Source organism: Yoonia sp. TsM2_T14_4, assembly GCF_049602355.1.
GTDB classification, from domain to species: Bacteria; Pseudomonadota; Alphaproteobacteria; order Rhodobacterales; family Rhodobacteraceae; genus Yoonia; species Yoonia vestfoldensis_A.
This window is the reverse complement of sequence record NZ_CP187137.1, coordinates 653,888-666,622: the sequence shown is the minus strand read 5'-3', so window position 1 is coordinate 666,622 and position 12,735 is coordinate 653,888. Positions and strand designations below refer to the sequence as shown.

At 62.0% G+C, this 12,735-nt stretch carries 15 protein-coding genes and 1 tRNA gene; 10 read left to right on the top strand and 6 right to left on the bottom strand.

Annotation, left to right across the window (positions count from 1 at the left end; all coding sequences use genetic code 11):
• Window positions 1–133: 133 nt before the first annotated feature.
• Genes hisB through ACPF9B_RS03180 form a run of 3 tightly spaced genes read left to right on the top strand, consistent with a single transcriptional unit; the run spans window position 134 to window position 1,859 of the window.
• Window positions 134–721 (top strand): imidazoleglycerol-phosphate dehydratase HisB, encoded by a 588-nt coding sequence (gene hisB / locus ACPF9B_RS03190; protein ID WP_007205424.1) that lies wholly within the window; start codon window positions 134–136, stop codon window positions 719–721.
• On the top strand, window positions 718–1,356 hold the full coding sequence (gene hisH / locus ACPF9B_RS03185) for an imidazole glycerol phosphate synthase subunit HisH (RefSeq protein ID WP_007205425.1): 639 nt from the start codon (window positions 718–720) through the stop codon (window positions 1,354–1,356). The genes hisB and hisH overlap by 4 nt, the downstream gene beginning before the upstream one ends.
• Before the next feature lie 32 nt (window positions 1,357–1,388).
• Window positions 1,389–1,859, top strand: coding sequence for a lytic transglycosylase domain-containing protein (locus tag ACPF9B_RS03180; protein ID WP_007205426.1), 471 nt, complete (start codon window positions 1,389–1,391; stop codon window positions 1,857–1,859).
• A 6-nt stretch (window positions 1,860–1,865) separates the two neighbouring features.
• Here the strand turns inward: ACPF9B_RS03180 and ACPF9B_RS03175 are convergent, their stop codons facing one another.
• Window positions 1,866–2,255, bottom strand: a complete 390-nt coding sequence (locus ACPF9B_RS03175; protein WP_007205427.1) for a DUF2147 domain-containing protein — start codon at window positions 2,253–2,255, stop codon at window positions 1,866–1,868.
• Between the two features lie 139 nt (window positions 2,256–2,394).
• Between ACPF9B_RS03175 and hisA the strand changes: the two genes are divergently transcribed.
• The 3 genes from hisA to ACPF9B_RS03160 are packed head-to-tail and all read left to right on the top strand — an operon-like array spanning window position 2,395 to window position 4,204.
• Window positions 2,395–3,129 carry a 1-(5-phosphoribosyl)-5-[(5-phosphoribosylamino)methylideneamino]imidazole-4-carboxamide isomerase gene (hisA, locus tag ACPF9B_RS03170; RefSeq protein ID WP_424179188.1) on the top strand — a complete coding sequence of 245 codons (735 nt, stop codon included), beginning with the start codon at window positions 2,395–2,397 and terminating at the stop codon, window positions 3,127–3,129.
• An 8-nt stretch (window positions 3,130–3,137) separates the two neighbouring features.
• Window positions 3,138–3,896, top strand: a complete 759-nt coding sequence (gene hisF / locus ACPF9B_RS03165) for an imidazole glycerol phosphate synthase subunit HisF (RefSeq protein ID WP_424179186.1) — start codon at window positions 3,138–3,140, stop codon at window positions 3,894–3,896.
• Complete coding sequence (locus tag ACPF9B_RS03160) at window positions 3,893–4,204, top strand: phosphoribosyl-ATP diphosphatase (RefSeq protein WP_424179184.1); 312 nt, start codon at window positions 3,893–3,895, stop codon at window positions 4,202–4,204. Before hisF ends, ACPF9B_RS03160 begins: the two co-directional genes overlap by 4 nt.
• Before the next feature lie 50 nt (window positions 4,205–4,254).
• On the opposite strand, the gene ACPF9B_RS03155 is transcribed toward ACPF9B_RS03160, so the two are convergent.
• From ACPF9B_RS03155 to rlmB, 3 genes are all read right to left on the bottom strand, one after another.
• Entirely contained in the window at window positions 4,255–4,722 is a 468-nt protein-coding gene (locus ACPF9B_RS03155) for a CoA-binding protein (protein ID WP_424179182.1), read from the bottom strand.
• Window positions 4,723–4,914: 192 nt separating this feature from the next.
• The gene (locus ACPF9B_RS03150; RefSeq protein WP_007205432.1) at window positions 4,915–5,208 is read right to left on the bottom strand and encodes a hypothetical protein; all 294 of its coding nucleotides are present in this window, start codon (window positions 5,206–5,208) and stop codon (window positions 4,915–4,917) included.
• A gap of 14 nt (window positions 5,209–5,222) precedes the next feature.
• Window positions 5,223–5,999, bottom strand: coding sequence for a 23S rRNA (guanosine(2251)-2'-O)-methyltransferase RlmB (rlmB, locus tag ACPF9B_RS03145; protein ID WP_424179180.1), 777 nt, complete (start codon window positions 5,997–5,999; stop codon window positions 5,223–5,225).
• A 125-nt stretch (window positions 6,000–6,124) separates the two neighbouring features.
• On the opposite strand from rlmB, the gene ACPF9B_RS03140 reads away from it, so the two are divergent.
• Window positions 6,125–6,208 (top strand) — tRNA-Tyr (locus ACPF9B_RS03140).
• An 80-nt stretch (window positions 6,209–6,288) separates the two neighbouring features.
• Entirely contained in the window at window positions 6,289–7,272 is a 984-nt protein-coding gene (locus tag ACPF9B_RS03135) for a hypothetical protein (protein ID WP_424179178.1), read from the top strand.
• 106 nt (window positions 7,273–7,378) lie between these two features.
• On the opposite strand, the gene ACPF9B_RS03130 is transcribed toward ACPF9B_RS03135, so the two are convergent.
• A complete protein-coding gene (locus ACPF9B_RS03130; protein WP_007205435.1) occupies window positions 7,379–7,792 on the bottom strand; it encodes a VOC family protein in 414 nt (137 codons plus the stop codon).
• A 163-nt stretch (window positions 7,793–7,955) separates the two neighbouring features.
• On the opposite strand from ACPF9B_RS03130, the gene ACPF9B_RS03125 reads away from it, so the two are divergent.
• The gene (locus tag ACPF9B_RS03125) at window positions 7,956–9,248 is read left to right on the top strand and encodes an O-acetylhomoserine aminocarboxypropyltransferase/cysteine synthase family protein (protein ID WP_040483195.1); all 1,293 of its coding nucleotides are present in this window, start codon (window positions 7,956–7,958) and stop codon (window positions 9,246–9,248) included.
• 118 nt (window positions 9,249–9,366) lie between these two features.
• Window positions 9,367–11,652 carry a hypothetical protein gene (locus tag ACPF9B_RS03120; protein WP_424179175.1) on the top strand — a complete coding sequence of 762 codons (2,286 nt, stop codon included), beginning with the start codon at window positions 9,367–9,369 and terminating at the stop codon, window positions 11,650–11,652.
• A 44-nt stretch (window positions 11,653–11,696) separates the two neighbouring features.
• Here the strand turns inward: ACPF9B_RS03120 and cobT are convergent, their stop codons facing one another.
• Window positions 11,697–12,707, bottom strand: a complete 1,011-nt coding sequence (gene cobT, locus ACPF9B_RS03115) for a nicotinate-nucleotide--dimethylbenzimidazole phosphoribosyltransferase (RefSeq protein ID WP_424180328.1) — start codon at window positions 12,705–12,707, stop codon at window positions 11,697–11,699.
• Between the last annotated feature and the right edge of the window lie 28 nt (window positions 12,708–12,735).

Sequence of the window (12,735 nt, the reverse complement as noted above, 5' to 3'; positions counted from 1 at the left end):
AGGCTTCATCCCCTCCTGAATGACAGCAAATGCTTAAAACTTGCTGAAAAGCGCTGGCAGGCGCCCTGCGGACTTGGCGGTCGGAGCGGATGCCCTTATAGACAGGGCCAGCACGGCCAAGGGACAGCAGCACATGCGCACAGCCACCATCACCCGCAAGACCGCGGAAACCGACATCACGGTGACCATTAATCTGGATGGTAGCGGCATCTATGACAATGCCACTGGCGTCGGTTTCTTCGACCATATGCTGGATCAATTGGCGCGCCATGCGCTGATCGACATGACAATCCGCGCCAGCGGCGATCTGCATATCGACGATCACCACACGGTCGAGGATGTGGGCATCGCACTTGGCCAGGCGCTGACGCAGGCTCTGGGCGACAAGCGTGGCATCCGGCGTTACGGGTCCTGCCATCTGGCGATGGATGACGCACAGGTGCGCGCAGCGCTCGATCTGTCGGGGCGGCCCTATCTGATCTGCAACCTTGATCTGCCGTTTGGCAAGATCGGCACGTTTGACACCGAACTGGTGCGCGAATTCTTTCAGGCTTTGTCGACGCATGGCGGCATCACGCTGCATATCGACCGGCTGCACGGGTTCAACGCGCATCACATCACCGAAGCCGCATTCAAGGCGGTCGCGCGCGCTTTGCGTGACGCGGTGGAAACCGACCCGCGCAAGGGTGATGCCATCCCTTCTACCAAGGGCAGCTTATGACGACGGCACTCGTCGATTACGACAGCGGCAATCTGCATTCGGCGCAAAAGGCGTTCGAACGGATGGCGGCAGAGGTCGGTGCAGGCCCGATCATCGTCACCGGCGACCCCGATGTCGTGGCCCGCGCCGACCGGATCGTGCTGCCCGGTGACGGGGCCTTTCCGCATTGCCGCAGCCAGCTTTATGCACAATCCGGTCTGGCCGAGGCAATTACCGAGGCGGTGACCCGCCGCGCGGTGCCATTCTTTGGCATCTGCGTGGGAATGCAGATGCTTGCAACCACGGGCCATGAACATGCCGACACCCCAGGTTTTGGCTGGATCGCGGGCGATATCCGCCAGATCACCCCCGCCGATCCCGCGCTAAAAGTACCGCATATGGGCTGGAACGATCTGGTGATCGATACTCCCCATCCGGTGCTGGACGGGATTGCCACTGGCGAACATGCCTATTTCGTCCATTCCTATGCGATGCAGGTCAGCAACCCGGCAGAACGGCTGGCCCATGTCGAATACGGCGGCGATGTCACCGCCATCATCGGGCGCGACAATATCATCGGCACCCAGTTCCACCCCGAGAAAAGCCAGCATGCGGGCCTGCGCATGATCGCCAATTTCCTGAGCTGGAGACCGTAAGCTTGACCATGTGTCACTGGTCCAGACGCGCGATGCTGTTTGGCACAGGTGCTGCACTTGCCGCTTGCGCGCGCGGCGGCACGGAAACGGCAAGCATGGCCGATACCAGCAACATCCCGCTGCATCCCAATGAAACACCTGCATTGCGCGCCCTGATCAACCGATATGCCGATATTCACGAGATCCCCGTGACCTTGCTGCACCGCGTGATCATCCGTGAAAGCACGCATAACCCCGCCGCGCGCAACGGGCCTTATTACGGGTTGATGCAAATCCTGCCCGCCACAGCGCGCAGCATGGGGTTTCGCGGGCAACCTAACGATTTGCTAGATGCGGAAACAAATCTGAAATTCGCAGGCCGCTATTTGCGCGGCGCATGGCTGTTATCAGACGGCGACGAGCAGACCGCCATACGCTGGTATGCCCGCGGCTATTATTACGAGGCCAAGCGTCGTGGAATGCTGGTGGAAACAGGGCTGCGCCCCGGCCCCACCAGCAGCTAGGCAGGCCTATTCCACCCGCACCCAGTTCTGGCTGGAACACAGCAAGCCGCCCGCCACGCAGCCACGCAGGCGCAAAGCATCGCCATCAACATCCATTTTGCCCAGATAAATCCGGTCATTGGACGGGCGCCAGACCTGCCCTTGATAGCTGGCAGCCCCCGTTGGCACCATGTCGATCACCAATTGCCGGCCCAGGTTTTCAGATTGATATTCACCATCGGCATTAAACGTGCGCGCAATGATGCCGCAAACAGCCGCGCCACAAGGCGCGATTGTGATATAGGCGAAAGCGCCGTCATCGACCTCGGTTTGCCAAGTGCCGATGGCGGCATCCTGCGCGCTGACAGCACCGGCCATGGCAAAGGCCGCGGCGGCGGCAAGGATCAGTTGTTTCATATAGATCTCCTCCCTGAAGATAGGGCAGTTTGATCCGGACCGATTTGCGCAATCAAGTCTGACGTTGGGTCGGGGCTGCTGCGTTGCATTCCCGCGCACGCCATGCATAACGGGCGCGAACATGCGAAAGGTTGCGCCGATGATCCTTTACCCCGCCATCGACCTCAAGGACGGACAGGCCGTGCGGCTGGTGCATGGTGACATGAACCAGACCACCGTGTTCAACGACGACCCTGCCGCACAGGCGCGCGCCTTTGTGGATGCAGGCTGCACATGGCTGCATCTGGTCGACCTGAACGGCGCTTTTGCCGGCACACCGGTGAATGCAGCGCCGGTCGAGGCGATTTTGAAAGCCTGCCCCGTGCCTGCGCAACTGGGCGGCGGCATCCGCGATATGGCAACCATCGAGGCCTGGCTCGACAAGGGCCTCGCGCGGGTGATTCTTGGCACGGTCGCGGTTGAAAACCCCGATCTGGTACGCGAAGCGGCGCGCGCCTTTCCCGGTCAGGTCGCAGTGGGCCTTGATGCGCGGGGCGGACGCGTCGCCACCCGTGGCTGGGCCGAGGAAACCGATATCATGGTCACCGATCTGGCGCGCAGTTTCGAAGACGCAGGGATCGCCGCGATCATCTATACCGACATCCTGCGCGACGGCGCGATGAAAGGGCCGAATATCGCGGCCACCGCTGATCTGGCCCGCGCGGTCAGCATCCCGGTCATCGCCTCTGGCGGGGTGTCGTCGCTGGCGGATCTGACCGCGCTGCGCGACACCGGCGTGATCGCGGGTGCCATTTCGGGCCGCGCACTTTATGACGGGGCACTTGATCTGGCACAGGCGCTGCGCATGCTTGCCGAACCCCGCAGCCGGGCCTAAACAGGGCCATGCTCAAGGTCCGCATCATCCCCTGCCTCGACGTCGCCGAAGGGCGCACTGTGAAAGGCGTCAACTTCGTCGATCTGGTCGATGCAGGCGATCCCGTCGCACAGGCAATGGCCTATAACGCGGCAGGCGCGGATGAGTTGGTGTTTCTCGACATCAAGGCAACCCACGAAAACCGTGGCACGATGTTCGATCTGGCCACCCGCACGGCGGAACAATGTTTCATGCCACTGACCATCGGTGGCGGCGTACGCACGCATCACGATGTACGCGACCTGTTGCTGGCGGGGGCCGATAAGGTCAGTTTCAATTCGGCTGCGGTGGCCAACCCTGATGTGGTGGCCGAGGCCGCGATGCGCTTTGGCTCGCAATGTATCGTCGTCGCCATCGACGCCAAAACCGTAGCCTCCGGCAAATGGGAAATCTTTACCCATGGCGGCAGGCGCGCCACCGGCATTGATGCGGTGGAATTTGCCCGCACCGTCGTGCAAAAAGGCGCGGGAGAAATCCTTTTGACCTCGATGGACCGCGATGGGACCAAGGCGGGATTCAACCTGCCGCTGACCCGCGCCATATCAGATGCCGTCGATGTGCCGGTCATCGCCTCGGGTGGGGTCGGCACGCTGGATCACCTTGTCGAAGGGGTGACCATTGGCGGTGCATCCGCCGTGCTGGCCGCTTCGATCTTTCATTTTGGCACCTTCACCATCGCGCAGGCCAAGGCGCATATGGCCGCAGCCGGCATCGCGGTGCGGCCATGACGCTGGATGATCTCGCCGCCCTGATTGCCGCGCGCAAGAATGCCGATCCCGCCAGCAGCTGGACCGCACAATTGCTGGCCAAAGGCCCCGAAAAATGCGCCGAGAAATTCGGGGAAGAAGCCATCGAGGCCATCATCGAAGCCGTCAAAGGCGACCGTGAAAAGCTGACGTCAGAGGCAGCGGATGTGCTTTACCATCTTCTGGTCATGCTGACCGCGCGCGATGTCACATTGGCCGAAGTTGTAGCCGAGCTCGCCCGCCGCCAAGGCACATCAGGTATCGCCGAAAAATCCGCCCGCCCTTCCTGATCCACAATTTCTTATTTCCAAAAATACTCATACGCAGGGGTCGCCCCCTGTCAGAGCTTGGAAGAAATAATCCCCGTCGCAAACCCGCCCATGCGCAATTCACCAAACAGGCGCTGGTATTCGATCTTGGGGCAGCGATCCTGCACCACCGTCACACCGCGTGCTTCAGCCTTGGCCGCCGCTTCTGGATGGGTCACACCGATCTGCATCCAGATCGTTTGCAAATCAGGCCAGCGCGCCAGTGCTTCATCGACCAGCGCAGGCACAGCATCGGGTTTGCGAAAAATATCGACCATATCCACATCATGCGGGATATCGACCAAGCTGGCATAAACAGTCTCGCCAAACAGGGTCTGCCCGGCCAGCCCAGGATTGACCGGGATCACGCGAAAGCCCTTCAGCCCGAGATAGCGCGCGACAAAATAGCTCGGGCGCACCGGATTGGCCGACACGCCCACCACGGCGATGGTGCGGGTGCGTTTGAGAATCCTGCGCAGGCTGTCGTCATTGATGATCATGCGGTCACCCTAACCCAAGGTCTGAGAAGAAAAAAGCGCCCAAGGAAACCCTGGGCGCCAGTTATGGAACGAGGGACAGTGCGTTTGGCGCAACCGGTTCCAAAGGCCACGCCATACTCCACAGATGGTAAGCCATCCCGACAACAAAAGGTTCCCTCAGCAAGACGTGATGAATGCGTGATGGTGTCACTTTCAGTCGAAGACGTCTTCGATGATGTCCCAGATTTCCGAAAACACCTTGCGACCAAAGCTTTTGCCCTTACGCCGCTTTTGCGGTCGGGCGACCTGCTGACGTTCGGGATGGGGCGGGGTATAGGGGCGCTTTTGTGGTTGGGGCGCGGGTGCCTTGGTGGCAGGGAGCATCTTCATCACATGCAGCGGCGCACCACAATTGCTGCAACTCAACTCATGCCGGTTTTGGCCGCGCAACACCAGCGCCGCCCGTGTGCCACAATAGCAGCAGGTCGCGATCTTTGTCCCAGCCATCTGTCACCCCGTCGTCAGCCTCTGGCTGCATATAAGGCGACGGCGGCCGCATTTGAAACGTTGAGCGAGCCGAAATCGGCACTTGCGTCGATGCGGACCAGTATGTCGCAGGTCTCGCGGGTTTTGTCGCGCAGGCCCGGCCCTTCAGCCCCCATGACCAACGCCACGGCGCGGTCGCGCTTGCCTTCGACGGCTTCTTCGATGGTTGTCTCGGCCTCGCCGTCCAGCCCCAGCACCAGATAGCCCATCTGCTGCAATTCCACGATCGCATCGGCCAGATTGCGCACCCGCAGGTAAGGCTGGCGTTCCAGCGCGCCGCTGGCGGTCTTTGCCAGCGCGCCGGTTTCGGGGGCTGCATGGCGCTGCATAGCAACAACGGCGCGCGCGCCGAAGACTTCGGCCGATCGCAGGATCGCACCCACGTTATGGGGATCGGTCACGCGGTCCAGCAGCACGATGCGCGGCGGCATCGGGCCTTCGCGCAAGGCGACATCCTGCAAACTGCCCCAATCCAGCGGTTTGACCTCGAGCGCGGCCCCCTGATGCACCGATTGCGGATCAAGCGGTGCCGCAAATTTGCGCGGATCGCTGATTTCAGGCTCGATGCCGCCAGTTGCCACCGCATCGCCCAAACGTTCCAGCGCATTGCGCGTCACGATCAGGCGCAGTTTTTCGCGCGCGGGGTTTTCCAGCGCATCACGCACGGCATGCAGGCCGAACAACCAGACGGTTTCCTGCGACGCCACGCGCTTGGCCTGTTCCTTGGCAATCACCCATGTCGGCTTTTTCATTCTGGCACCTGTCCTAGCTTTGGCACGCCGATACGCGACATTGCCCGCGCTGTGAAGAGGCCGACGAAAACCCGCGACTTTTGCGGTTGACGGCAATCGGGGCCGCAGGTAATCACCCCCGCAGTGGGCGACAGGCCGCAAGGTGTGGCAGGGGACTGTAACTCCCTCGCGGAGACGCACGCCAGGTTCGATTCCTGGGTCGCCCACCACTCTCCCACTTTTTCCTATTGTGACTGCAGCGCGTTTTCTCTTACGAAAAACCCGGTAAAAAGTGACAGGATTTCGCCCAATGCCGCAGCCGTTCAATATCATGATCGTGGGTCAGGGCGGACGGCTGCAATACGAGGCATTGGTCTTTGTGGCCAGCCTGCGCGCCCATGCGCCGGGGTTTGCAGGGCGAATGATCGTGGCGGAACCGCAGCCGGGGCCGCTGTGGCAAGATGATCCGCGCATGACCCCCGAGATCACGGCGGCGCTGGTGGCATTGGGAGCAGAGGTGGTCCCTTTCACCGCGCAGCATTTCGGGCAAGCCTATCCGCATGGCAACAAGATCGAAGGCTTGCAGGCCCTGCCTGCGGGCGCGCCATTCGTGTTTTTCGACAGCGACACGCTCATCACAGGCGATATCAGCACGGTACCGTTCGATTTCACGCGCCCTGCCGCTTCGATGAACCGGACGGGAACTTGGCCGGTCGAGGACCTGTATTGGCCGGGCTATACCGCAATCTGGCAATCGCTTTATGACAAATTCGGTCTCGATTTCGCCTCTTCACTGGACCTGTCGCAGCCGGATGAATTTTGGGAACGCTATCTTTATTTCAACGCGGGCTGGTTTTACGGGGCCGACCCCGCGCAATTCGGCGCGCTGTTCACCAAATACGCCGTGGCGATCCGCGATGCGCCGCCGCCCGAACTGGTGATCCAGCCGCTTGATCCCTGGCTTGATCAGGTGGCCTTGCCGCTGGTCATCCATGCCTTGAAAGGCGGCAGGCCGGATGCGGCGCTGGCAGGACTGGACGGTGATCTGACCTGTCATTACCGCCTGCTGCCCCTGCTTTACGCACGCGGCAGCGATGCCCAGATCGCGGCACTGGAACAGGTCTGCGCGCCCAACAAGATCAAGAAATACCTGCGCCAGCACCCGCCGTTCAAGCGGATGGTCTATCAAGGCCAAGGGCAAAAGGTGCGCGCATTGTTCGACAGGGCCAACCTGCCCCGCCATGAACGCGCAATCCGCAACCAGATCAGGGCGGCAGGATATTGGATGCGCTAGGCTGATCGCCAGCTGTTTTATATCACCGGTCATGGCCATTGCGGCCACAATGTCAGGCGGATGCAATCACCCAAGCATCACGTGTTTGAGGCGACTGCCCCGCCGCTCAGGCTGCGAAAACACCGCTTTCAGCAGCGAAACCCTTGATCTCGATCGGGTTGCCAGAGGGGTCGCGAAAGAACATCGTCCATTGTTCGCCCGGCTCGCCCTTGAACCGCACCGAAGGGGCAAGGATGAAATCGGTCTGCCGGTCTTCCAGACGGCCGGCAAGCTGGGTCCAGTCATCCAGCGGCAGCACCACGCCGAAATGCGGCATTGGCACCATGTGATCACCCACTTTTCCGGTCGGCGCATTGGCAAAGGGTTCGCCCAGATGCAGGCTCAACTGATGGCCGAAAAAGTCGAAATCGACCCAGGTGTCGGTAGAGCGGCCTTCAATGGCCCCCAGCGCGCCAGTATAGAATGCGCGCGCCTCGTCCAGATCAGTGACGTGATAGGCGAAATGAAATGGTACGGGCATGGGCGGCTCCTTGGGTTCTGCACCCTCGATTTACACATTCTGTACTGCGAAGTCCAAGCCCGAAGTGTCCTGTTGCCGCACAAGTCTTTTCGCGCGGCGCGCTGTTGTTTGCCCACCGTTTTGGCCCTACACCTTTTCCAGTCCATTCACAGGGAGAGAGATGATGACAGACGCCCCCAGCTACGGTTTCGATACATTGCAAGTTCACGCAGGCGCGCGCCCTGATCCCGCGACAGGCGCACGGCAGGTGCCGATCTACCAGACCACCGCCTATGTGTTCCGCGACGCCGAACACGCCGCCGCACTCTTTAACCTGCAAGAGGTCGGATACATCTATTCGCGCCTGACCAACCCCACGGTCGCGGCCTTGCAAGAACGGATCGCCACGCTCGAAGGTGGCGTCGGGGGTGTGTGCTGTTCGTCGGGTCACGCCGCCCAGATCATGGCGCTGTTTCCGCTGATGCAGCCGGGGCGCAATATCGTGGCGTCGAGCCGTCTTTATGGCGGCACGGTCACGCAGTTCAGCCAGACCATCAAACGCTTTGGCTGGTCGGCCAAATTTGTCGATTTCGATGACCACGCCGCTGTCGCCGCCGCCATCGACGATGACACCCGCGCCGTGTTCTGCGAAGCGATTGCCAACCCCGGCGGGCATATCACCGATCTGGACGCGATTTCCGCGATCTCTGATGCGGCGGGCATTCCGCTGATCGTCGACAACACAACGGCAACGCCATATCTGTGCCGCCCTATCGAACATGGCGCGACGCTGGTCGTGCATTCGACGACGAAATACCTGACCGGCAACGGCACCGTCACCGGCGGCTGCATTGTGGACAGTGGCAAATTCGACTGGCGCGCCAATGACAAGTTTCCGTCTCTGTCGCAGCCCGAACCCGCCTATCACGGGCTGACATTCGCAGAAACCTTTGGCCCGCTCGCGTTCACCTTTCACGGCATTGCTATCGGGTTGCGCGATCTGGGCATGACGATGAACCCGCAAGCCGCGCATTACACGCTGATGGGAATCGAAACGCTGTCGCTGCGGATGGACCGGCATGTGCAGAACGCACAGACCATCGCCAAATGGCTGCAGGATGATCCGCGCATTGATTATGTCACCTATGCGGGGCTGGACAGTTCACCCTATGCGCATCTGGTGCCCAAGATCTGCCCCAAAGGCGCGGGTGCCTTGTTCACCATCGCCGTCAAGGGTGGCTATGACGCCTGCGTCAAACTGGTCGATAGCCTAGAGATATTCAGCCATGTGGCTAACCTTGGTGACACACGCTCGCTGGTGATCCATTCAGCCAGCACAACGCACCGGCAGTTGACGCCAGAGCAGCAAAAGGCCGCAGGGGCCGGGCCGAACATCGTGCGCTTGTCCATCGGGATCGAGGATGCCCGCGACCTGATTGCCGATCTGGATCAGGCGCTGGCCAAGGCTGTCGGCTAGGCCTGTCGCAACAGTATCTGCCCGCCCTTGCCCTTGGCTTGGGCGGGTTTTTGCTTTAGGATTTCGGGATCTGCGCAAAGGCGTTCAGATGCGGCCTTCAACCTGCTAGACGCGGTATATGACACCCGATTTCGCCCTTTCGCTTTCGCTTGCAGGCATTGATCTGCTGCAACGTACCGACACTGGATGGCGTCGTGTTGGGACGGCATCGCTGTTGTCGCAAGATATCGCGGCGGACCTTGCCGATCTGCGCAGCAAAGGACAGGCGCTGGCACCTGACGGATTTTGCACCAAGCTTGTGATCCCGATGGAGCAGGTCAAATACCTCGCGCTGGATGGCATCCAGACTACTTTGGCCGACATCACGCAGGCGCTGGATGGAACAACGCCTTATGCGCTAGATGCATTGGCGATTGATTTCGAACGCAGCAACGGGCGCACCCATATTGCCGCCGTCGCCCAAGACACCCTGCGCGAGGCAGAAGATTTCGCTGCGGCGCATGGATTCAACCCCGTCGCCTTTGTCGCGGTGCCGGACCCTGACACTTTTGCGCAGGAAATCTTTTTTGGTCCCACCACGATGGCCGCCCGCAATCTTGGCCCCGGTGTTACCGTTACGCGCGACAGCCTGCCGGTCAGGTTGATCGGCACGCGGATCAAGGCGTATATGCTGGAGCCGCACACAGCTGTCATTCCCTCTGCCGCAGCGTCTGACCCAGCCCAAGTGACGCCGCTTGACCAGATCATCACCGAATACTACCCCCAGCACAGACCCGCAGCTGTGGTGCCTGCACTGCCGCGCGTGGTCCTGTCTGACGCAGTGCCTGCCGCACCGGACCATCTGGACCGGATCATCGGCGCATATCACGCCCCCACGACCCAGACCGAAGTCCCGATGATCGCCGTGCCTGCGCCCGGATCGACGCGGGCTGTGGTGCTAGGCGGGGTCATGGCGAGAGTGTCAACGGCTGCTTTGCGATGGCCCGCCTATCGGGTGTCGGGCGCGATTGCTGCCAGCCTTGCCGCCTTGGGCGTCATCTGGTGGCTGCAATCCGGCCCCGTGCCGGTTGACGCCGTGCCGGTTGACGTACCCGTCACTGTCGCCGCACAATCCCAAAGCGGCCCCACAGCGGTGCAGCTCGACATCGCGATCGCGCTACCGGATCAGCAGGCTTTGGCACAAAGGCTGCCCGAAGCCGACACCGCATTTGCCACCAGCCCGCCACCTTTGCCTTTGACGCCAGATGCGGCTGACAGCCCCGGCGGCGCGCCGCAACCCCCACCTGCGCGGGTCATGGCAACAACGCACGTCCTAAGCGCGGATCAGGCGCAAGCCGCCTATGCCGCGACAGGCGTCTGGCAGCGGCCACCGCGTTTTGTCGATCAGCCCTCTGCCACCACGACCCAAGACGTCACTTTGCCAGCCATCGCGGCCGCCCCGACCTCTGTGGCCGCGCCGCGCTTGGCTGATATTGAAACGCTGACGACCGATCTTGCCTTTGTGCCACCAGCGATTCCGCCTGCGGCCGGTACAACCTTCGACATTGACGAAGACGGCTTTGTGCGCGCAACCCCCGAAGGTACGCTGACGCCCGAAGGTGTCGTCGTTTACGCAGGGCTACCGAACGTGCCATTCCGCGTGCGGCCGACCCTGCCCCCCAACACGGACGCCGCATTGGTCGATACAAGCGTCGCAGACATTCTGGCTGATATTGTCGTGATCCCTGGCCCGCCGCCGGTTGTGCCGCCCGTGCGCCCTGCGGCTGTCGAAGACAGGACAGCGGGCGGGGTATCCTTGGCGGGGTTGCAACCGGGTGCCACCGGACAGGATGCAATCGGCGATCTGGCACCGCCCCCCGGTGCGATCCGCCCACGGGTGCGCCCCGCCTTGCCTGCGTCCGCCACGGTGGCCAGCGAGATTGAGGCCGTTCTTGGCGGTATCGCGCTGGCAACGCCGAACCCGAGCGCCACCGCATCGGCCTTAGCGGTGACACGTTCACTGCGTCCGACCAGCCGGCCCAACAATTTCGACCGCGTCGTCGCCGCGGCCCGCAGCCGCCAACAACCCGCGGCAGCGCCATCGCTCGGCGCAATCGCGGCAGCGCCTGCGGCACCGGTACAGACAGCAGCCCCCCCAGCCCCACAGAATTACGAACCCGTACCAGGCGGCGTTGCCCGTGCCGCCACGCAGGATAGCGCGATCCGCCTGCGCGACATCAACCTGATCGGCGTCTATGGGCAACCCAGTGCGCGACGCGCGCTCGTACGGCTCAGCAACGGACAATTTGTCCGCGTGCAGGTCGGCAGTGACCTTGACGGCGGACAAGTGACCGCCATCGGTGAAAACGCGCTGAACTATGTCAAGCGCGGCACCACCTATGCTTTGCAGATCCCGCAAGGTTGAATAGCGTCAGAACCTGCTTTTGTTTTGACGCCTTTGAACGCCGGTCAGGCGTCGCTGACACCGGCCTCGGCGAAAGTGGCCATGCCGGAATGGCAGGCGATCGCCCCTTGCAGGATGGTGATGGCAAGCGCCGCGCCCGAGCCTTCGCCCAGCCGCAGACCCAGCGACAAAAGCGGCTGTTTGCCCAAGGCATCCAGCAGGGTCTGATGCGCGCCTTCGAGGCTCAGATGACCTGCGACGGTATGATCCAGACCGGCGGGATGCAGTTTGTGCAGAACGCCCGCCGCCGCCGCACAGATGAAACCGTCCAAGATCACAGGAATCCGGTGCGCCCGTGCTGCGGCCATCGCACCGGCCATTGCCGCAATCTCGCGCCCGCCAAGACAACGCAACGCCTCCAGCGGATCAGCCACATCATGCAGGGCCAGCCCAGCATCCACAGCCGCCACCTTGCGCGCAAGACCCGCATCATCGACGCCCGTGCCACGCCCGGCCCAATCGGCGCCCGTGCCACCGAATAATGCCGCGGCAAGGGCTGCCGCCGATGTGGTGTTGCCGATCCCCATTTCGCCGGTGACCAGCAGGTCGGCAGCGGGATCAACCGCGCTCCAACCGGTTTGCAAGGCGCTGACCAGTTCGGCTTCGGTCATCGCGGGGGCCTGGGTGAAATCGGCCGTGGGTGTCTCAAGCGACAATGCATGCACATCCATCCGCGCGCCTGCCGCCTTGGACAATTGATTGATCGCCGCACCACCATGGTCGAAATTGGCGACCATTTGCGCCGTGACCTCGGGCGGAAAGGCCGACACACCCTGCGCACAAATGCCGTGATTGCCGGCAAAGATGATAACCTGCGGCGCGGTGATCGCGGGGCGCGGATTGCCGCGCCAGCCGGCGTACCAGATTGCCAGATCCTCCAACCGGCCCAAGGCGCCTTGCGGTTTGGTCAACTGTCCGTTGCGGTCGGTCGCACCGGCGATTGCACTGGCGTCAGGGGCGGTCAGATCGGCGAAGATCGCGCGGAAATCGGCAAGGGTGGTGAAAGGGGCTGTCATCAGGTCCTCGTTGCGTAACATGTCCTGA